Genomic DNA, 20,953 nt, shown 5'->3' on the forward strand with positions numbered 1-20,953 from the left:
TTGCTTATGCCAAAATTGGATTAATATCGAACCAAGACCCGGCGGCATCTCGATACTCGTAGACGAACATACTCCGAATTAGGGTGTGATAGCCGTCGTCTCCCGCCACCTTTTTTCGTTCCATAACCAGCCGGAGTAATTCCCACTCTTCATCGGTTACGGCTAAAGTGCGTTCGTTGCGATAGGCGCAAATCACCTCTTCTAGAGTTTGACGGGCGATGGGGAGTCCCCGTTGCTTTTTAATGCTATCGTTGAGCATTCGCAAAATATTACGGACATGACCCCCACTGACTTGGCACAAGCGGTCAAGAGTCTGTGCATCTTCAAAGAGTGCGGTAATTTTTTCCAGGCGCTGTTCTGGCTTTAACTCAGGAAAAGCTCGGGCGAGGACCATTTGGCGCAGGAGTTCCATGCCTTCAGTGTTCTCACTCCCATCTCGACACTGCACCGGGACCATCGGCAGCATCTGGGGTTTGATCAGAAAGCGTTCCATCAGGGTGCCGAAGTCGTTGGAGAAGCGCAACGCCAGAGGCATGGTATAAACCAGGTGGCAGTGGAGCGATCGCAACTGTTCACCGCGATCGACAAAGAGGTACTCTTGTTGAAGACGGCCCCAAGGTTTGCGCGAACTATCCACCTTGTCCAGATTATCCACGATCGCCACCAATCCTTTTTTGCCATGCTCTTTTAGCTTGGCGATCGCCGGTTCGAGGATTTCTTTATTAATCGCCTCAATAATCCCATTGGTTTGGGGTTCCAGATATCCTCTTAATTTACTGCGCAGATCGGGACTGGCTTTCACCTTGGCGGTAATTTTAGCAATCCCCATTGCTACAACCGTAACCCCTTCTTTACCTGCGCTGAATTGATTGCCAAAGCTATCAACCGTTATCCCTTCTTTACTGGCGCTAAATTTATTGCCCAAAGCTTCGAGTTCAAACTTGTCAAACTCCATTTCTGTTTGTAATAGTTTGGCTGCGCCTTGGAGGATGCTTTTCAGGCGTTTGGGTTCTTCTAGGGTGAGGCGATCGAGACTTTCACTGACTCGTTTGGCGATCGCCAGTAAAATATCTCCCACATCCACATCGCCCATTTCCAAATCTTTGGAGGACTCAAAATAGACCACGTGAAAGCCTTCCCGTTCTAATTCCGCCTTGAGACGCAGTAACTCCGTGGACTTTCCGCAGCCAATATGTCCGGTGAACAGTTGACAGGTGGGTTGTTCTGGGGACCAGAGGGTAATGTTATCCCTTAAATCCTCAATAATTTTGCCCCCACGCACGGAGGAAAAATCAATATAATATTGCTGATCCAATTCCGAATCTTCGACAAATAGAGTCTTACTCGGATTGGTCGCATCAAAGAATTGCTTTAAATTAACCATCATAATGCTGGCCCTGTTAATGAGGGATGAAACCCGCCTGATGCGGGTTAGGGGCTAGATGCCGACCTGATGGTTATTTCAGCCTGATGTCTGAGTCTTCGGGAGAGTTTAAATTAGATTAATTTAAACTTTTGTATGTTTCTGTCTTACTCGATTCCCACTCCAATTGTCAAGAGCTAAATGAATAAGTTTTAATAAAAATAAGCGGAGTGAATGCGGTGAGAAAAAGCAGTTTTCAGATGAGATATTGTATCAAATCCAGACCCGGTAAAGATTCTCCAGAGGCGGAACCTGAACAACGGGCGGAATTGAAATGTGAAGAATGGATAAAGCCCTGACACGGGTCTCCTCAGCCCTAAAACAGTTAGGGGCCAAAGACTAAGAATTATGGTTTAGGTTGCCACAACTTCCCAGACTCTAGCCCCTAACTTCAGGGATGAGGGAATTACCTTGCTCAAGAGAGCAAACTGCAATTACTTCTTACGGGGAACCAGCGCTTCGTAATTCAGATTGAACGTAGAAACGCGGCTGGGGGGGTTACCTTTCCCGTTGTTGAGGTTACGCGCCATATCCAGATAGAGGGACGGATCGCCTGCACGAGCCACCTTGTCTTGGGGAACGTAGCGACGCACTTGGCTTTGCCAGATGATTTGTGGGAAGCCCAACTGCGAACGGTGGTACTCACCATAACGGGGAGTCTTCAGGTTAAAGGGAGTTTCGCCTTTAGCCTGTTGGGGTAGAATCCGGCGACGCTGATAGGGAACCGTATTGTACCCAAAGTTGTTTAGGTACTCTTCGCTATCGAGCACAGCACTGATAAACCCTTCGACACCCTTGGTGGCGATCACGATGGACCATGCAATTTTTTCGCGTTCGTTGTAAACGTCGCGGCCTAAAATGCGCTGGACGCAGATTTCGGCGAAACGGTAGTTGCTGTTGGTCTCGTAGTTGAGCCGCATGAAGGCATCCGAAGTAGCCAAAGCGCGAATGAAATCGCGAACCGTGATTTGACCGTATCTCAGTTGAGATTCCGAGAAGGTTTGGCGGTTGCTCTTGAGGATTTGGTGTTCGCTGAAAATTTGGCGATAGGCTGCCCAAATCACCTCATCCATCTCGGTGGGAGAGGGAAGGTTTTCGGTGGTATAGATTTTGGGTTGCTCATCGCTTCCCACTTCATATCCAGCAACCCGCTGGTTTTGGCTCTTAGGAGCGTACTGTAACAAAGGTAATGCCACGTCAGAATCTCCGTAAGTTCAAATTTTAACTTCTGCTTTCAGTGGCAGATGCAGCGAATTGGCCCTTAAGGTATGGGAACCCCCTAGAAAGACAAATTGGGTCTGTTCTAGGGATGGCTTGAACCCGTAGCGCTCAACGGTCACTGCTACCGACTGACTGCCGATTTCAATAAATAGACATCCTTCAGATTACGGGATGACGGTCAGATCAGTCTCATTTTTCTCACCGAACGCAACAATCTGTAATATTTCGCCACAAAAAGTATTATCCGTTACCTCGCCAAAAGGCTAGGGGTTCAGGAGTTGCGTCACAGTGTGGCCAATTTCTTAACATCTGATCCATTGCCCTCTCATCCATGCCTGTGGCATTCGGGGGTTCAAGTCCCAGTCCCAAACACAGATGAGTCAGGACCTCCAGGAGTCGGGCGTTATGTCCTGGGGAACTCAAATAGGCATGAGCATATTCATGGACGACAATGCTTAACCAGTCCTGGGGTGCAGTCCGACCCACATCAATGACGATCGCCACCGGATCCACCAGGATATTGCAGAGGGCATCAATCCCATATTCCGGGGCGATCGGGGCGGCAAAAATCACGACCTCCCGCCGTTCAGATGCTGGGAAACACTGATGGCAGGCTTCCAGATACTCCCCCAGTTGTTGGTTAATGGTTTCGATATGCTCTCCAATCCAGGTACAGACTTGGATCCGCTCGATAATATCCTCCCCGGACCAAATGGTGCTCGGGTCGATCGCAATCTGACGCACCGCATTTAGATAATCAGACCCCCGGACCAAGGGGTCGGACATGATGGGGGGGATGGGGGAGGTGGGGGGGATGGGGGGGATGGGGGGGATGGGGGAGTTTTCGGGACTCCCCGGGTCTTCCTTTTGATTACCAGCCGAAGGCGGATTGGAATTGGGGGGTGGTTCTGGCATTCTCTTCCGAGTCAGAGGGGGAATCACTGCTACTGGAGTTGGATTCGACCTGGATCCGGCTTTCGCTACAGAATGAAGCTGTGCTAAATCCCCCAAACCGGGTGACGGTGCTCGTTCGCAGTCGCAGATCCGGGCTGGCAAACCAGAACCGTTCTACGACACTCATGGTTTCATATTCCGTCACTAGAATCAGACCTTCTTCCTCATCCATTTCATACAAACCCGCCACGGGCACGATCTCGGCATAACCCCGCTCTCTGAGGAGTTTTCCAGCTTTGGGGTTATCCTCTTCCGGGACCAAGGCAAACACGGTGGAGCCAGCGTGATTTTCATCATTCTGGTCCCATTCCATGGAACCCGCCCAGGAGACCAGGGCCCCCCCGACTGCCCGTTGCGGATCGATTTGATGTAACTCGCAGATTCCGACAACTTGGGGATGATCCTTGTCTAAGGTTTCCACCAGGATTTCTGAATCTCCTAGTTCGGCTCGTCGGAAAGCAAGGTGATGGGTCGTGCGCTGCGATCGCCACTTCCCTGCACTCCGGCGAAAAAACTCCATTGCGTCCATTAGGCTTATCTCCGTTGGCTGATGTTTCCGCGCTTTTTCCCTTTTATAATAAGGCTTACAGGGCTTTGATAAACTTTTGTAGCGAAAATAAATCTTAAACTGTACAGTTTGGACAGTTTGTCAAGCAAACTTAATGATAATTTACAATTACCAGGACCAAACCAAACGGATCACCCGTCTATTCCTGTAGTAAATAAAAATAACCAACGAAACCACCAGGAGCAAACCTATGGATATGCCAACAAATTTGAGCTTGGAACAAGAATTTAAACTCCAACTCTTGAAAGAACAAGTCAGGGGCCTAACTCAAGAGCAAGCCCAGGAATATTTACTCGAAGTCCTACGGCAAAATATGGTCAAGGACAATATGTTCAAATACCTGCTCAAAAAGTCAGCGTAGTGCAGAGCATCACCAGGGAAACTCCCCTGTTCACCGATGTTCTAACTCTTTCAGGGTCTAAATCTACCTGTCATTTTGCCAGCAACACCCGGGTGATCGCCAATTTCAATAGAGTATCTTCCTGTTAATGATTAAACCTTGAGAATTTCCCTAGGGAGGTGAGGTTGCACTTCATAATTTTTTCTTCCACACCGCTTGTCCCCAGGCCGTAATTTATCTTGATTGGTCATGGGTTAGGGTGACAACCCGAATCGTTAATTATTCACCCCTAAAAATAGTGCCTTAACCCATGATTACCAAAATCCACTCGAAAACGGTAAAGCCCCGATGGTAAAATGCCAGAACTTCAGGAACTGTCATAGAAGGGCTGAAAGTGGTTCAAGCACCCGTATCCAAAAATTCCCATCCATCCGCAGCAGTGGCCGAGGATGACGCCGCCAGAGGGACAATCGAAACCCTGGGCGAGTCCCTCAAGCAACTGGCCGATCGCATTATTGCTGGGCATCGCCTCACCCGAGAAGAAGCGATCGCCCTGACCCATATTGAAGGTCAAGACTCCATCCTGCTGCTGTGCGAAGCCGCAGATGCCGTCCGTCAAGCCTGCTGCGGCAATACCGTTGATTTATGTAGCATTATCAACGTCAAATCCGGCAATTGCTCTGAAAACTGTGGCTTTTGCTCCCAATCCGTGCATCATCCGGGCACGGATTCGCCTATTTATGGACTCAAACCCCGGGACGAAATTCTCGCCCAAGCCAAAGCCGCCGAATCCGCTGGTGCCAGCCGGTTTTGCCTAGTTTCCCAAGGCAGAGGACCCAAATACAGCAGTCCCAAATCCAAAGAATTTGAAGAGATTTTGGCAACGGTGCGCCAGATTATTGAGGAGACCAATGTCAAACCCTGCTGTGCCTTGGGTGAAGTGACTCCAGAACAAGCTAAAGCCTTAGCGGAAGCTGGTGTGACGCGCTATAACCATAACTTAGAATCCTCAGAAAACTTTTACCCAGAAATTGTCACGACTCATGCTTGGGGCGATCGCGTCGCTACCATCAAAAATCTCAAAGCCGCAGGCATCCAAGCCTGTAGCGGAGGGATTATTGGCATGGGAGAAAGCTGGGAGGACCGGATTGATTTAGCCTTAGCGGCGCGGGAATTGGAAGTTGAATCCGTCCCCCTCAACCTGCTCAATCCCCGGTCCGATACGCCTTTGGGCAATCTCCCCAAACTTGATCCCTACGAAGCCTTAAAAGCGATCGCCATCTTCCGTCTCATCCTCCCCGAGCAAATTATTCGCTATGCTGGAGGACGGGAATCGGTCATGGGCGAACTCCAACATTTAGGACTCAAAGCGGGCATCAACGCCATGTTAATTGGTCACTATCTGACCACCCTAGGTCAACCCCCCGACCAAGACCGTGCCATGCTCGAACAACTGGGACTACAAGGCAATGAAGCCCCAGTTCCCAAGGGAAAGACTAACGGTTAGGAAGGAGGTTCGTAGTAACGACTTCAGTCGTTTCCGGGAGAAGAAAGCGATCGCCTTCTTCTCGCCCCTGGGGAGGCTTAAAATCCAGTCCCCAAACAGGCGGTTAATCTGCTCTAGTGTCATGGCTTCAGCCATGACACTAGAGCAACGACTGAAGTCGTTACTACGAACATTGCCCCCAACAAAGGACCAATGACCAACGACCAATGACCAATGACCAATGACCAATGACCACCGTGTCTGCTCCACTTGAACTGATCTGGGCTTTGATTGGCCTCTTGCTGACCATTGGTGGCACCTTTTTAGAAGCCTCAATTGCTAGTCCTTCCTGGAATGGAGTCCAGGCGGGTATCCCGATCCATTCCTTGGGTGTCACCTATCAAATTGGAGCCGTTCTCCTGGTGGGATGTCTGGGGGGTAAAAATGCTGGTGCCTTGTCTCAAATTGCTTATGTGGCTCTGGGATTGATGTGGTTGCCGGTGTTTACCGAAGGGGGTGGACTGGACTACATCAATCAGCCGACCTTTGGCTATTTACTCGGATTCATTCCGGGGGCCTGGGTTTGTGGTTGGCTGGCCTTTAGAATGGCCCTGCGGCTGGAAAGTTTGGCCTTTAGCTGTGTCTGTGGATTACTCAGCGTTCATGCGATCGGGCTAATTTACCTGGCGATTAACTTACACTCAGATGCTCAAACCCTGATTGATGGAGTTTTTAAATATTCCGTCTATCCCTTACCTGGACAATTAGCGGTAGTTTGTGCCGTCACTGTCTTGGCGTTCATCCTGCGAAGGCTGATGTTTTATTGATTGGTCAGTGGTTAGCTGTCCCTGACTTTTAGCAGAAAGCACAGAAGATGGGTAACGCTTGTCCACTTGACTCTCCATTGTTGGTAATGAAATTCAAAAACAACTCGTTATTCTGGATTGCTAGTGCTATTAGTGTAATTTTCGACCAACTGACGAAATATTGGGTCGTCCAAAATTTTGAGTTCAAAGAATCTTGGCCCTTATGGGAAGGGGTCTTTCATTTTACTTATGTGACGAATACGGGAGCAGCCTTTAGCTTATTTAGCAATAATGGATCTTGGTTGCGATGGCTGTCCTTGGCAGTCAGTTTGGGGTTAATCGCATTAGCCTGGTTTGGCCCCAGGATGAACCGATGGGAAGAGGTCGGGTTTGGCTTAATTTTAGGTGGTGCAGTTGGCAATGGGATTGACCGATTTCTGTTAGGGGAAGTGACTGATTTTCTGGATTTTCGCTTAATTAATTTTCCCGTTTTTAATATCGCGGATGTCTCCATTAATATTGGAATTATTTGTCTGTTGATTGTGATGTTGCGACCCTCTCCCCCTCCCCCTCGGAATGAGGGGCCTAGCAGTCCTTGAGGGAGGGATTACGGGGAAGGTTGATAGCCTCCGATCCGGGAGAGAACAACTAAACTATAAAGAAGATGATTTTTCCGAGACAGAGGTCTAACTAGGTACTCGGGTCCTTGGGGCCGATCGCCCCCAAGGTTCGGGAAAAGCTAGTCCCTGAGTTGTAGTTCCCTTCACATTCCCTAAGCCATCAGTTCAGTAACGGTCAGACAAACCGGGTTTCTTGACACAATCTCTGTTCCCTTGGCCACAAATTAACCATAAAGAACCCGTTAAAGGTCCTCTTGATTCAATATTGTCCTTGGTTATCGATTAAGCGCACAAGCAGAGCATAATGAGTCCACCGCAGCCCCCCCAACAGCCCAAAACTCTCCTGGGTACGATTACCCAAGTGACCCAGACAGTTTTGGCCAAGGTTCATTTTTCCCGACTGGCCCTCAAACCCAATGCCAGAGTGCCAGAACTTTGGGTTCAAGATGCGGGTAGCCCGAAACCCGAGGTTTATCCCCTGTTGGGCGATCGCTATATCATTGGGCGATCGTCCAAAACCAGCGATATTGTCGTCCGCAATCCTGTGGTGAGTCAGACTCATGCCTCCCTCTCCCGGGATACCAATCGTCGCAATACTCCCTTCTATCTCAAAGACGAAAACTCCACCAACGGCATCTTTCGCGGTAAGCGTCGCATTACCTCCACCCCCATCCGCCACCGTCAAACCTTTACCCTCGGTCCCCCGGAACTCGCCGATTGCGTTCAGGTCCAGTACATTGACCCGCCCCCCTGGTATGTCCGCGCTGCAAGATGGACCTTTTATACCAGCAGTGGAGTGGCAGGTTTGGCGGCGGTTTTTCTCGCGGTGGAATGGCAAAAATTTCAAGTGCGCCCTTTCCCCATTTCTATGCAGGGTCCCGTGGTTGTCTATGCCAGAGATGGATCTACCCCCCTGCGTCCGCCCTTTAATAACGCTCACCGGGAACTGAATCAGTTATCAGAATTTTCCCCTTATCTGCCTAATGCTCTAGTTGCCTCAGAAGATAGTCGTTATTATTGGCATTTTGGGGTTGACCCAATCGGGACCCTGCGGGCGTTGAGTGTGAATTTACGCGGAGGCAGTCTCCAAGGGGGCAGCACCCTCACCCAACAACTCGCCCGCAGTTTGTTTCGGGATTATGTGGGAACAGAAGACTCGGCGGGTCGCAAAATTCGCGAGGCGATCGTCTCTTTAAAATTAGAAACGTTTTATAACAAAGATGATCTGCTATTAACTTACTTAAACCGGGTCTATTTAGGCATTGACCTCTTTGGGTTTGAAGATGCGGCCCGCTTTTATTTTGCGAAGTCTGCTGCGGATTTGACCTTATCGGAAGCGGCAACTTTGGTGGGGATTTTGCCGGCCCCCAATGCCTTTAATCCGGTGCAAAATTATGAACTCGCGGTGAAATACCGCGATGGGGTAATCTATCGGATGCGGCGGTTGGGGATGGTGACTCAGGAAGAGGCCGATCGCGCAAGGCGATCGCGCATTGAGGTTAATCCCCGCGCTGTGGAAATTCTCGGCAGTACGATCGCCCCCTATTTTTATAGTCATGTTTTTGCCGAACTCGAAGAATTATTAGGGGAACAACTGGCCCGCGAAGGGAATTTTATCGTGGAAACCTCCCTAGATCCGGCGATTCAAACTGAGTCAGAAAAGGCGTTACAAAATGCGGTGCAGAATGCCGGTACTCAATTTGGATTCTCCCAAGGGGCGATCGTCACCCTGGATTCCCGGACTGGGGAAATTTTAGCCATGACTGGCGGGGTTGACTATCGCGAAAGTCAGTTTAATCGCGCCACCCAAGCGTTACGTCAACCGGGTTCCACCTTTAAAGTGTTTGCATACAGTGCGGCCCTCGATCGCGGAGTCTCCCCGGGTCAGACTTTTTCCTGTGAACCCCTGAGTTGGTCCGGGCAATCTTTTAGGGGGTGCGAACGCAGTAGCGGTGCGATTGATATGTATCAAGGCATGGCGCAATCGGAAAATTCCGTGGCGTTGCGAATTGCCCGAGAGGCGGGGTTGGATCGGGTGGTCCAAATGGCCCGTCGTCTGGGGATTCAGTCCGAACTGAAGGCGGTTCCCGGGTTGGTCCTGGGTCAGAGTGAGGTGACGGTCCTAGAGTTGACTGGCGCTTTTGGGGCGATCGCCAATCGGGGCGTTCGCAACCGTCCTCATGGGATTCAGCGGATTTTTGATAGCAGTGATTGCAGCGATCGCGATGACTTGAGTACCTGTCGGGTGATTTACGATTATCAGAGCGATCGCACCGCGAATAATGTAGATGTTCTCTCTGGGGAAGTCTCTGATACTCTCACAGTTTTATTGCAAGGGGTGATTCGCAGCGGAACCGGCACCAATGCTTCCCTCGGTTTAGACGAAGCGGGGAAAACCGGGACGACTAATGATAATGTAGACCTGTGGTTTGTCGGTTATGTCCCCTCTCAAGAATTAGTGACCGGAGTTTGGTTGGGAAATGACGATAATACTCCCACTGCCGGGAGTAGCGCTCAAGCCGCCCAGCTTTGGCGGGAGTATATGCGTCAAATCGTTCCTTAGTTAATGTTTTCGTCGGGTCTCACTCACCTGAGATTGTTAAATCAGGCCGCCGCCAAAAATTTTTCTTTTTTTCAAGATAAATTACTGAATTTATGTTATTATATGTGATAATGGGAGTATTTGCCAAAATTTTAAAATTGCCACTATTTCCATTATAAGAGAATTTTAACAAAAGTCAAGAGAAAGCGCAAGACCTTTGAAAAAAAAGTCGCCAAAATTTCAAATTGCAGCTTAGAAACAGAGTTGGGTATATTAGAAAAAGAGGCTCCCATTCGGGAACCTCATAACAGAGAAAATTAAGGATTTGTTAAAAAGCGACTGGCTAATTGGAGAGCATCGCTGATATTCACCTCACCATCATTATTGGCATCTAAAAATTGATTGAGAACCGGGTTAGAACCCGTTTGAGGATGTTCAGAACTAGCCCCGGTTTGTAACAACTGGAGAACCACCGGGATTAACAAGGGTAGCATGGATTGGATTTGCTGAGGATCTAAGCCCGTGCGCGAGGCGATCGCCGAAATCATTTCATTGAGTTGAGGGATAGAAAACAAAGCTGCGATCGCCGCAGAATTAGCACTGGTCCCGCTAAACTGGCTCACCAAAGATTGGACTAAATCATTCCCGCCAGTGGCCCGTTTTTCCTGTAAAGAAGACCGGACAAAATGGCTGACAATTGATAGCATAGATTGAGTCGTTCCGGGGTCGGTATGGTAAGTTTGACTCAGTTGTTGTACCGCATTGATCGCACTGCCAATTTGATTGGTACTGGCTTGTTGGCTCGGATTACTGATGGCACTCACGATTTGATTAAATAGTTCCATGAATTGTGACTCCAAAAGAATTGAACAAAAAAATCGAGAACCCAATGGCAGCAAGCCGCCAGGTAGGTCACTCTACTATTAAGATAGTCGAAATCAGGCAGATTGGCTGAAGGAAGAGAAAGGGCCTGAAAAGATGGGGGCCTCCCGAGTCCAGGAAAGTAGACCCAACTAGGGTGTAGAGTCTCAGGTGCGATCGCCACCCAAGGGAAAAATTCGCAGAAAATTCCCGCGTTCCAATTCCAAGTGCTACATTGTAGACAATCACTATTCGCAAGCCAGATGAATTATTTCTTAAACCGAGTAAATCCTCCAGAATTGTCTGATGTTGGGATGCGTACATTCTGCCTAAATCAGCGAAATGGGTTGAAAATTTCTGTTGCGATCGCCTGTGTAAGTTTTTTCTATACCCTCACCAGTCCAGCCGAGGCGCAAGTCTTTCCCGATAGCACCCTTCCCAATCCTAGTGTCGTTACAAATGAGGGAACAATTCAGAGGATTACCGGCGGGACAGAAATTGGCGCAAGCCTCTTGCATAGCTTCCAGGAATTTTCTCTGATGACCGGGAATACCGCCTTGTTTGAAAATGCATTAACCGTAGAAAATATTTTAACTCGAATTACAGGAGTCAACCCTTCCCTGATTGATGGAATTATCCGCGCCAATGGCAGTGCTAACCTCTATTTAATCAATCCTAACGGGATTGTTTTCGGTCCCAATGCTCAACTGAATATTGGAGGTTCATTTTTTGCCAGTACCGCCGAGAGTATAGTTTTGGCAGATGGGAATCTATTTAGTGCAACCAACCCACAAGCCCCCCCATTGCTAACGGTCAACGTGCCAGTGGGGTTACAATTTGGGGAAAATCCGGGGAACATTGGGGTCCAAACCCAAGGGATAGACAGTAGCGGGGAAGTGAGTGGATTGCAAGTATTTCCGGGGCAAACCGTGGGATTATTTGGGGGGAATGTGCTCCTAGATGGGGGACAAGTGCGATCGCCCGGAGGACGGATAGAAATAGGCAGCGTGGGAGGTAATAGCCGGATCAGCCTGACTCCGACAGAACGGGGAATGAGAGCGGGATACGAAGGCGTGGAGAGTTTCCAGGATATTCAACTCACCCAACGCAGTGGGATCAACAGCAGTGGGGATGGGGGAGGAACCATTCACCTGCAAGGACGGCGAATTGCCGTAGGGGAAGGGTCTCTGGTCCTGGCAGTCAATGTCGGGGTGCTACCAGGGGGAGGGGTGAATTTCAAAGCGAGCGAATTAGTAGCGATTACCGGCGCTGACCCGGATAATTTTACCGCAGTCGTCAGCGATACGCGGGGAGTGGGGACCGGGGGAGACTTAACTATCGAAACCGGACAATTTTTACTCCAGGGGACCGGATTAGTCTCTGCCAGCACCTTTGGACTGGGGTCCGGAGGAAATTTTACCATAAAGGCCGCCGATTCGATTACCCTGATTGGGGTAGGATTTGAGCCATTAGAGTTATTAATTGGGGGAGCATTAACCGGACAACTGCAACCGGAAGATCGCATCCCGGGGTTGGTAACGGGCACTGTGGGAGAAGCAGACACGGGGAATATGACCTTAGAAGCCGGGAATGCGATCGGGTTGTATAATGGGACGTTAATTTATAGACCGACCTTTGGGGATGGGGCAGGGGGTAACCTCCAGATGAGGGCGGGAAACAAGATAGAAGCGATCGCCGCTGGAGTGTTATCCAATACCGCCTTTGGGAGTAACGCCTCCGCCGGGGATATTACCATTGAAACTCGCAACCTGATTATCACCGATGGCACCGTCATTTCCAGTGGAACTCTGGGGAATGGTCCCGGGGGGAATATTAGCGTCAATGCCTCAGAGATGGTGGAAATTAGCCGAACCGTACCGGGAAATGTCTTACCGACGGGAATTTTAAATAATACCCTATTTGGGACGGGGACTGGGGGTGACGTGACGATTAAAACCGCCCGGTTAATTAATCGCGGGGGTGCATTGATTTCTGCCAATAGTGGTGGGGGGAATATTAGCAGTGGATTGGTGACATTGGGGGGAGTCGGAGGGAATATTAACATTGAAGCGAGTGAGTCGATTGAGATAGCGGGCGTGTCCCCGGATGGGCGAGTCACCAGTGGTCCGGGAACGACGACCTTTAGTGAGAATCCGGCGGGGAATTTAACGATTTCCACGGGGAAGTTAACCATTAGCGAGGGGGCGATCGTGTCCTCCGCGACGTTTAATAGTGGGGATGGGGGGACCCTAACCGTGAATGCTTCAGAAGGGATTGAGATTTCTGGGCAGTCGCCGATTACCGGATTACCCAGTACCTTAGTGTCCTCCTCGGGACGGGCGGATATTCCAGATTTGGACGTCACCGGATCCGGGGGAAACTTGCGGGTGAATACCGGAGAATTAGTGGTTCGAGATGGAGCAACCTTAGATGTGAGGAGTATTGGGGCGGGCAATGCTGGGATTTTACAAATTGTTGCCGACTCCGTGCGGGTCGATACTGGGGGGAGTTTGAATGCCGCAACAGTTTCTGGTGCCGGGGGTAACATTCAACTGAGATCGCCCACCCTGCTGTTACGTCGCGGGGGCAATATTACCACCAATGCCGGGAACACCGATGGAGGGAACATTGCGATCGATACCCAAATTTTAACCGCCCTGGATAATAGTGATATTACCGCTAATGCCCTAGCGGGACGGGGGGGGACGAGTCAGCATCAGTGCCGAGGGGATTTTTGGTACCGAATTTCGCGAAGCGGAAACCCCGCGCAGTGATATTACCGCCACCTCGGACCTGGGCCCCGAGTTTAGCGGCACCGTTGAACTGAACACCCCCGATGCCGATTCCAGCTTGGGAGTGGTGACCCTGCAAGACAATTTTGTGAATGCCGATCAACTGATTGCTCAGAACTTCTGTGCCACCGGAGACGTGAGTAGCTTTACGGTGACGGGACGGGGAGGGTTGCCCGACTCTCCCACGGAACTGCTGAATTCTACAGTGATTTTAGATGATTTGCGCCTCGTCCAGACCGGGGGAACAGCAGTCCAGGGTCAATCTAATCCAGGTGGGGAGAACACCGGAGAGAAAATAGCTCAAACACCTCCCCTGGTGGAAGCCCAAGGTTGGACTGTGAACCCAGAGGGGGCCGTGGTTCTGGTGACCCAAGCGCCCCAGGTTACCCCGCACAGTTCTTGGGTGAAGCAACAGAATTGTGGAGATTAAAAGGGAAATGAATTTGTAGGGTGGTCAGGGGAGATTTCGGACATCCGGTTGAAAATTGAGTGGGGCGATCGCTCATTTTGTGCTACAACCCTGGTGGAGTTCGCGAAGAAACCATTAGAGGAAAAATCGCCCACTCTTTTCCTTTTAAAACCGTTAAAATGAATGATTCATTTCAACCGAGTCAATTATCACCCATTTATCCGATTGTTTCCTAAGTTATTTTGCCTAAAGCCCTGCCCGGTTATCACCCTTTCAGGCTTGCTAATCCTGTGGAGTGGGTCATGGGGATGGGTGGGCAAAGCAGGGGCACAAATCATTCCTGATGCCAGCTTGAATAACCCCACCCTGGTTACCCCCGAGGGCACGACTTACCGAATTACCGGAGGCACAGAAATTGGCGGAAATCTTTTCCATAGTTTCCAGGAATTTTCTCTGATGACGGGGGATACGGCGCAGTTTGAGAATGCCTTGAGGGTAGAAAATATCCTCACCCGGATTACGGGAGAAAGTCCTTCCAGCATTGATGGAATTATCCGCGCCAATGGCAGTGCAAATCTTTATTTAATGAATCCGAACGGGATTGTTTTCGGTCCCAATGCTCAACTCAATATTGGCGGTTCATTTTTGGCGAGTACCGCCGAGAGTATAGTCCTGGCGGATGGGACTTTATTTAGTGCGATCAACCCAGAATCACCCCCATTGCTGACGGTTAACGTGCCTGTGGGGTTACAATTTGGCCCAAATCCGGGGACGATGGTGGTGCAATCTCAAGGGAGAGACGGGACCGGAGAAACTGGGGGATTGCAAGGGGGACCGGGGCAAACCTTGGGATTATTTGGGGGGAATGTGTTCCTAGAGGGGGGAGACGTACGATCGCCTGGGGGACGGATTGAAATCGGGAGTGTAGCAGGCAACAGCCGGATCCGTTTGATCCCCACAGCACGGGGAATTCAAGCGGGATATGAAGCCGTAGAGAGCTTTCAAGACCTTCAACTCAGCCAACAGAGTCGCATCAATACCAGTGGAGAGGGGGGAGGAACCATTCACCTACAAGGACGGCAAATTAGTATTTCCGAAGGGTCTCAGGTATTGGCCCTGAATACGGGTTCCCAACCCGGGGGACCTGTGAAGATCGCAGCCACGGAGTTAGTCGCACTCACCGGCGCTGATCCGGAGAATTTTAGTGTAATAGTGACTGATAGTCAGGGAGTGGGAACCGGGGGAGACTTGACGATTGAAACCGGACAATTTTTACTCCAAGGCACGGCCTTTTTATCCGCGAGTAGCTTTGGATCCGGTGCTGGGGGAAATCTCCGCATTGATGCCGCAGATTCCATGACCCTGATTGGGGTAGGATTTGGGCCGTTAGAACAGGTGACGGGGGGTGCATTAACGGGACAATTGCAACCGGACGCTCGCATTGGCGGATTGTTTGCGGGGACCAGCGGGTTGGCTCCGGCGGGCAATATCACCTTAGAGGCGGGGAATGCGATTAGATTGTATAATGGGGCGCTCGTATTCACCCCCACCTTTGGGGCAGCATCCAGCGGGGAAATTCAGATGCGGGCCAATCATCGTATTGAGGCGATCGCCAGTGGAATTTTTGCCACGACTGCCCTCGGGAGTGCCGGTTCAGCCGGAAATATTGAGATTGAGACGGGTTACCTCAGTATTCAAGACGGGAGCATCATTTCAAGCTCGACCTTAGGAAGTGGACCCGGTGCAGATATTATGATTCAGGCATCAGAGGGAGTAGAAATCACCGGCACCCGACCGGAAAATCTCCTCCCCACGGGCATCTTGAATAACACCATCTTTGGATCGGGGACCGGGGGAGATATTAAAATTACCACGGGACAGTTGAGGATTCGGGAGGGAGCATTAATTGTCACCAGTACCGGAACCGGTCCCAACGTCGGTTCCCTCGCTGCTGGCGGACCCGGGGGGAATATTCAGATCGAGGCGAAGGAGTCGATAGAAATCGTGGGAGTCTCTCCAGATGGGACGGTGACCAGTAGTATTGCCACCAGTACCTTTGGTGACCCTCCGTCGGGTAATCTCACTATTTCTACCCAGCAGTTAACCCTAACGGACGGGGGAATCGTCTCCACCGGGACCTTTGGATCCGGGAGTGGCGGAACCCTAACGGTGAATGCCACAGAAGGGATGGATATTTCCGGAAAATCGCCGATTACGGGACTACCGACGGGATTGGATTCCTCTTCAGGACGTGCGGATTTTGAGAATCAGGAGATTAGCGGAGCTGCTGGGGACCTGCGCATCAATACCGGACGGTTACGGGTTCGAGATGGGGCGAATATAGATGTGAGGAGTTTGGGACCGGGAAATGCGGGGACCCTAGAAATTGTGGCTGAGTCGGTCCATCTGGATATGGGAGGGAGTCTCAATGCCACCACCGTTTCCGGTGCAGGGGGTGATATTAAACTGCGATCGCCAGATATATTACTCTCTCGCGGCAGTAATATCACCACCAACGCCGGGAATACCAATGGCGGAAATATTACACTCCAGACCCGAGTCTTGACCGCCTTGGGAAATAGTGACATTACCGCCAATGCCCTAGCTGGACGGGGTGGACGAGTTAGTATTAATGCTGAAGGCATCTTCGGGACAGACTTTCGAGAGATACTCACCGCCAGCAGTGACATTACCGCCACCTCTGAACTGGGACCGGAGTTTAGCGGTTCCGTCGAACTGAATACTCCAGATACGGATTCGAGTTTAGGAATTGTGCCATTGCAAGAGAATTTTGTAGATGCGGCCCAACTGATTGCCCAAAACTTCTGCGCCAAGGGTCAAGGAAGTAGCTTTACCCTTACGGGACGGGGGGGTTTGCCTGCTTCTCCCTCGGAACCCCTGAATGCGTCAGTCATTTTAGATGATTTGCGCCTCGTTCCCACTGGCGGAACGCCGGTTCAGGGTCAACTCAGGTCAGAAGAGAGCCTTACTGGGGGACAACAACCCCAAAACCTGCCCTTAGTGGAGGCCCAAGGCTGGCGGTTGAATCCAGGGGGGACGGTGGTTCTGGTCACTGACACCCCCCGAGTCAGTCCTCATAGTTCTTGGATGAGGTCCGGGGTAGATTGTAGGGACAATACCTTCGCCAAAAAAGGGAGGGCCCACGTAGTACACTTGTTGTTTACCAAAACTACAAATGACATCTACATTAGCCCATGAAAGACATCTTACCACTTTTACAATGCCTCAGCCCAGTGGTAGGGGCCACAACTGTCCGTCAATTAAGCCGGATTGCTTCTTCCATACTGGCAATGGAGGGCCGAGTGACCATGTTGGGGATTTCTCGTTGGACCCCAGTCGGGGGCAGTTATCGCACGGTACAACGATTCTTTTACACGATTTTACCTTGGGCAACAATGTTGTGGGTATTTTTTCGTCCTTCATTTATTCAAAAAAGATGACATTTATTTGCTCGTTGGCGATGAAGTGGTTGTCACCAAATCTGGAAAAGAAACTCATGGTATTGAGCGATTTTTTCCAGCTTATACGGCAAGCCAGTGCCGGGTTTATCTTTCTTTGCTTTGTCTTTAGTTAGCGTTCAACAGAGAAATTTTTTCCCATTCACATCGAACAAACCCTGAAAACTCCAGAAGAAAAGGCAGCAGCTTTAGAGAGAAAGCTGGCTAAATACAAGAAAAAAAATCAGGAAAAATTCTCAATCATGCTTTTCTGATAACCGGAGCTTTCAGAGTAATAGTAAGGGGGATAAGGCTCCAGTCATAAACAAAGGAGGCCGACCGAAAGGGAGCAAAAATAAAGACAAAACTCAAGTAAATTTTACCCCAGATTTATTGCAAATCAAGGCAGCAATTGCCCGATTGTTGGGCTATGTAAATCCATGACTTCCTTTGACGTATTTATTGTTGGATGGTCATTTTGGAAATAAAAACGCATTGCAAATGGCTCGTCAATTGAAACTTCATTTGATTTCTAAATTGCGCCAAGACTCTGCTTTATACCTTATGAATCTTCCAATTCAGAAGAAAAAACTAACGCTAAGTATGGACCCAGGCTAAAAGTTGGTCACATTCCCGCCAAATATAAAAAAAAAGACAACGGACAAAAACAAAATCACGACGGAAATTTATCAAGCCACTCTGCTTCACAAAGAATTTGCCCAATCTTTGAATGTGGTGATTATAGTCAAGACAAACCATCGGACTTCAAGCCAAAGCCATGTCATTTTATTTTCCAGGGATGTAAAATTAAGTTATGAGACAATCATTGATTATTATGGACTGCGATTTCAAATAGAATTTAACTTTAGAGATGCCAAACAATTTAGGGGACTAGAAGACTTTATGAATATTCAGGAGACCGGGGTGACTAATTCCGCCAATCTTTCCTTCTTTATGGTGAATTTATCCCATTATCTCTTAAAGGTTACCCAGAAGGGGCCTCTTTGCAGTGTTCGGGATCTCAAAAGTCAATTTAGAGGGTACCGTTATGCAGAAGAAACCATAAAACTGCTTAAGGAAAAACCTGACCCAGTTTTATTGGGTCAGATTTTGAAACGCTTATCCAGTCGGTCGGCTGTATCCATCAACATTCCGAAGAGGCCAGTGACCATTAAATTGGCGAAGGTATTGACTCTCATTTGGGCTTTGGCGCTCTCTAGTCTCAGAACCGAGGTAGGATCATCTGTTACGGCTCGGGTTGCTTTTTGGTCGGGTTACTGCTCATACCAGTCAGTCGCGGCCCTACAAGTACCAGTTTGCTTAAGACCCTCAGTCTGCGCGAGCAAACCCCTACAAGATTAGCCCAGGGAAGGGGGCTGGGGGGTTAGGTCTCTTTCCTCAATTAGCGGACAGTTCCCTGGCTTAGACCCCAGGGAAGAGACCTCTCCGGTGGCCCTCTCCTACAAGGAGAGGGAGAATCAGGAATAAATGTTTGTTGACTCAAGGTCTCTGCGGCCCCCCTTCCCTCCGAGGGAAGGGGGCTGGGGGGTTAGGTCTCTTTCCCCCCTTGATAGCACTCCCCCTTGCCCTTTTTCATGTTTTAATAAAAGACGGTAGGGTGGGCGATCGCCATCCGATGGCCTAGATCGTACAATTTGAGGTAAAGAACTTGTCGCTTGTTCGGGGTGAATTCACATCGCTTGACCGAAAAATGGTGGTAAAGACTGCTCCGAAACCACTACGGTGGCAACGCTCTAACTATTCTTTGCTAGGGCGTCAGCTTGATATTTTTAGCTCCGCTGCCCAGTTCATGTTCTACCTGTGGTGGGATAACAAAGTGGCTCGCAATGCCCCCCATCACCGCTATCGTCGGGCGGAATGGTTAGTCGGAACCCTCCTGGATTTAGGCCCAACTTTTATTAAAATCGGTCAGGCCCTCTCCACCCGCGCCGATATCCTCCCCAAAGAATACGTTAAAGCCTTGGCAACCTTGCAGGATCAGGTCCCGGAATTTAGTTCCGTTGAGGCGATCGCTGTCATTGAATCCGAACTCGGCAACTCCCTTTACTCCCTCTTTCGCGATTTTGATGAATTCCCCATTGCTGCTGCCAGTCTCGGCCAAGTCCACAAAGCTCGTCTCCATACCGGGGAAGATGTGGTCATCAAAGTCCAGCGTCCCGGGTTAGAAAAATTATTTCAACTCGATTTTCAAGCCTTGCAAGACTTGGTGAACATTTGCAATCGCTTTTTCCCCTGGACTCGCAAATACGAACTCCAAGAAATCTATCAAGAATTCGCTAATTTTCTCTCTCAAGAAATCGATTACGTTCAAGAAGGGAAAAACGCCGACCGCTTCCGGGACAACTTTCGAGATTATCCCAACATCCTGGTTCCTAAAATCTATTGGCGCTACACGAGTCGGAAGATTTTGGCGATGGAATATTTACCAGGCATCAAAATTAACGATCGCCAAACGTTAGAGTCCTGCGGCATTGATGTCAAGCAAGTCAATGTCCTGGGGATTTGCTGCTATCTCAAACAACTCCTAGAAGATGGTTTCTTTCAAGCTGACCCCCATCCGGGGAATATGGCAGTCAATCGCGAAGGCAGTATCATCTTTTACGATTTTGGCATGATGGCTGAAATGAAATCTCTGGCCAAAGACCGGATGATTCGGACGTTCTTTGCCGTCTTAAGAAAAGATACAGAAGCGGTTCTGGCAAGCTTAATTGAAATGGGGTTAGTCGTCCCGGTTCCGGATATGAAACCCGTGCGCCGGATGATTACTTTTTTATTAGAAAATTTCACAGAAAAACCCTTAGAAATTAAGGCATTACGGGAACTGCGAAGCGAGTTGTATGCGATGTTTCAGCAGCAACCGTTTCGCTTACCGGCCCAAATGACGTTTATTCTCAAATCCCTCACCACCCTAGATGGCATCGCCCGGACTTTAGACCCTCAATACAATCCCGTTGCCTGTGCTAAACCGTTCATCCGTCGGGTGACGACTTCCCGAGGTAAAACCAGTCTGATTAGCGGACTAACTCAACAGGCGCGAGAGTTTGTTAAATATCGATTACAACAACCCCGCCAAGGGGAAATTCTCCGCCGGATGGAACAACGGATTGAACGGGGGGAGGTGGAATTTCGCGTCCGGTCCTTGGAAAGCGATCGCCTCCTCAAACGCATGAATCTAGGGATTAAAAGTTTGATTTATGCCTGCGTGAGTGGCTTTTTTCTGGTGGCGGGTGCAATCCTCTTTGTGGGAACTTATCTAGGAGGGGCGATCGCCTTTTTTACCCTCTCCGGTTTCACGTTTCTGATTTTCCTGCACTCTCTACTCAAACTATCGGTTCAGGAAAAGTTTGATAACCTCTCGGAATAATCCCTGAAATTGCGGCTGATTTTCCCCCAAGGTTGAATCGGGGGACTTCACCCGATCGCATTAAAAAAGACACCCCATTTAACATGAG

Annotated in this window: 16 protein-coding genes; 11 read left to right on the plus strand and 5 right to left on the minus strand. The window is 49.6% G+C overall.

Annotation, left to right across the window (positions count from 1 at the left end; genetic code table 11):
- Window positions 1-4 precede the first annotated feature (4 nt).
- The 4 genes from NG833_RS02985 to NG833_RS03000 all read right to left on the minus strand — a co-directional run bounded on the left by NG833_RS02985 (window position 5) and on the right by NG833_RS03000 (window position 4,127).
- Window positions 5-1,387, minus strand: a complete 1,383-nt coding sequence (locus NG833_RS02985) for an AAA family ATPase (RefSeq protein WP_254563848.1) — start codon at window positions 1,385-1,387, stop codon at window positions 5-7.
- 470 nt (window positions 1,388-1,857) lie between these two features.
- The gene (locus NG833_RS02990) at window positions 1,858-2,619 is read right to left on the minus strand and encodes a phycobilisome rod-core linker polypeptide (RefSeq protein WP_254563849.1); all 762 of its coding nucleotides are present in this window, start codon (window positions 2,617-2,619) and stop codon (window positions 1,858-1,860) included.
- 265 nt (window positions 2,620-2,884) lie between these two features.
- On the minus strand, window positions 2,885-3,559 hold the full coding sequence (locus tag NG833_RS02995; RefSeq protein ID WP_254563850.1) for a hypothetical protein: 675 nt from the start codon (window positions 3,557-3,559) through the stop codon (window positions 2,885-2,887).
- Window positions 3,516-4,127: a phycobiliprotein lyase gene (locus tag NG833_RS03000; protein ID WP_254563851.1), complete on the minus strand. Its 612-nt coding sequence runs from the start codon at window positions 4,125-4,127 to the stop codon at window positions 3,516-3,518. The genes NG833_RS02995 and NG833_RS03000 overlap by 44 nt, the downstream gene beginning before the upstream one ends.
- Window positions 4,128-4,356: 229 nt before the next feature.
- On the opposite strand from NG833_RS03000, the gene NG833_RS03005 reads away from it, so the two are divergent.
- From NG833_RS03005 to NG833_RS03025, 5 genes are all read left to right on the plus strand, one after another.
- On the plus strand, window positions 4,357-4,527 hold the full coding sequence (locus NG833_RS03005) for an NblA/ycf18 family protein (protein ID WP_015147507.1): 171 nt from the start codon (window positions 4,357-4,359) through the stop codon (window positions 4,525-4,527).
- Between the two features lie 418 nt (window positions 4,528-4,945).
- Window positions 4,946-6,013, plus strand: a complete 1,068-nt coding sequence (gene bioB / locus NG833_RS03010; RefSeq protein WP_254563874.1) for a biotin synthase BioB — start codon at window positions 4,946-4,948, stop codon at window positions 6,011-6,013.
- Window positions 6,014-6,249: 236 nt separating this feature from the next.
- Window positions 6,250-6,819 (plus strand): biotin transporter BioY, encoded by a 570-nt coding sequence (locus NG833_RS03015; protein ID WP_254563875.1) that lies wholly within the window; start codon window positions 6,250-6,252, stop codon window positions 6,817-6,819.
- 86 nt (window positions 6,820-6,905) lie between these two features.
- Window positions 6,906-7,397, plus strand: coding sequence for a signal peptidase II (lspA, locus tag NG833_RS03020; RefSeq protein ID WP_254563852.1), 492 nt, complete (start codon window positions 6,906-6,908; stop codon window positions 7,395-7,397).
- A 325-nt stretch (window positions 7,398-7,722) separates the two neighbouring features.
- A complete protein-coding gene (locus NG833_RS03025) occupies window positions 7,723-9,981 on the plus strand; it encodes a transglycosylase domain-containing protein (RefSeq protein ID WP_254563853.1) in 2,259 nt (752 codons plus the stop codon).
- Window positions 9,982-10,277: 296 nt separating this feature from the next.
- Here NG833_RS03025 and NG833_RS03030 read toward each other — a convergent pair whose 3' ends face one another.
- Window positions 10,278-10,805 (minus strand): DUF937 domain-containing protein, encoded by a 528-nt coding sequence (locus tag NG833_RS03030; RefSeq protein ID WP_254563854.1) that lies wholly within the window; start codon window positions 10,803-10,805, stop codon window positions 10,278-10,280.
- Window positions 10,806-11,084: 279 nt separating this feature from the next.
- Between NG833_RS03030 and NG833_RS03035 the strand changes: the two genes are divergently transcribed.
- The 6 genes from NG833_RS03035 (at window position 11,085) to NG833_RS03055 (ending at window position 20,865) form a co-directional block, all read left to right on the plus strand.
- Entirely contained in the window at window positions 11,085-13,595 is a 2,511-nt protein-coding gene (locus tag NG833_RS03035) for a filamentous hemagglutinin N-terminal domain-containing protein (RefSeq protein WP_254563855.1), read from the plus strand.
- An 85-nt stretch (window positions 13,596-13,680) separates the two neighbouring features.
- Complete coding sequence (locus NG833_RS03040; protein WP_254563856.1) at window positions 13,681-14,043, plus strand: hypothetical protein; 363 nt, start codon at window positions 13,681-13,683, stop codon at window positions 14,041-14,043.
- Between the two features lie 291 nt (window positions 14,044-14,334).
- Window positions 14,335-17,241, plus strand: coding sequence for an S-layer family protein (locus NG833_RS03045; protein ID WP_254563857.1), 2,907 nt, complete (start codon window positions 14,335-14,337; stop codon window positions 17,239-17,241).
- Complete coding sequence (locus NG833_RS30920; protein ID WP_375293873.1) at window positions 17,238-17,483, plus strand: hypothetical protein; 246 nt, start codon at window positions 17,238-17,240, stop codon at window positions 17,481-17,483. The genes NG833_RS03045 and NG833_RS30920 overlap by 4 nt, the downstream gene beginning before the upstream one ends.
- Window positions 17,484-17,930: 447 nt before the next feature.
- Window positions 17,931-18,098 carry a transposase gene (locus NG833_RS30925; RefSeq protein WP_375293874.1) on the plus strand — a complete coding sequence of 56 codons (168 nt, stop codon included), beginning with the start codon at window positions 17,931-17,933 and terminating at the stop codon, window positions 18,096-18,098.
- 1,093 nt (window positions 18,099-19,191) lie between these two features.
- Window positions 19,192-20,865 (plus strand): AarF/ABC1/UbiB kinase family protein, encoded by a 1,674-nt coding sequence (locus NG833_RS03055; RefSeq protein WP_254563858.1) that lies wholly within the window; start codon window positions 19,192-19,194, stop codon window positions 20,863-20,865.
- Window positions 20,866-20,953 lie beyond the last annotated feature (88 nt).

This window comes from Oscillatoria sp. HE19RPO (assembly GCF_024220515.1).
Classification (GTDB): domain Bacteria; phylum Cyanobacteriota; class Cyanobacteriia; order Cyanobacteriales; family Laspinemataceae; genus Laspinema.

Coding starts and splice junctions, on each gene's coding strand:
- NG833_RS02985 (WP_254563848.1), bottom strand. CDS start 1,387: ATGATGGTTAATTTAAAGCAATTCTTTGATGCGACCAATCCGAGTAAG.
- NG833_RS03030 (WP_254563854.1), bottom strand. CDS start 10,805: ATGGAACTATTTAATCAAATCGTGAGTGCCATCAGTAATCCGAGCCAA.
- NG833_RS03000 (WP_254563851.1), bottom strand. CDS start 4,127: ATGGACGCAATGGAGTTTTTTCGCCGGAGTGCAGGGAAGTGGCGATCG.
- NG833_RS02995 (WP_254563850.1), bottom strand. CDS start 3,559: ATGCCAGAACCACCCCCCAATTCCAATCCGCCTTCGGCTGGTAATCAA.
- NG833_RS03005 (WP_015147507.1), top strand. CDS start 4,357: ATGGATATGCCAACAAATTTGAGCTTGGAACAAGAATTTAAACTCCAA.
- lspA (WP_254563852.1), top strand. CDS start 6,906: ATGAAATTCAAAAACAACTCGTTATTCTGGATTGCTAGTGCTATTAGT.
- NG833_RS03035 (WP_254563855.1), top strand. CDS start 11,085: ATGAATTATTTCTTAAACCGAGTAAATCCTCCAGAATTGTCTGATGTT.
- NG833_RS30920 (WP_375293873.1), top strand. CDS start 17,238: ATGAAAGACATCTTACCACTTTTACAATGCCTCAGCCCAGTGGTAGGG.
- NG833_RS03055 (WP_254563858.1), top strand. CDS start 19,192: ATGGTGGTAAAGACTGCTCCGAAACCACTACGGTGGCAACGCTCTAAC.
- NG833_RS03025 (WP_254563853.1), top strand. CDS start 7,723: ATGAGTCCACCGCAGCCCCCCCAACAGCCCAAAACTCTCCTGGGTACG.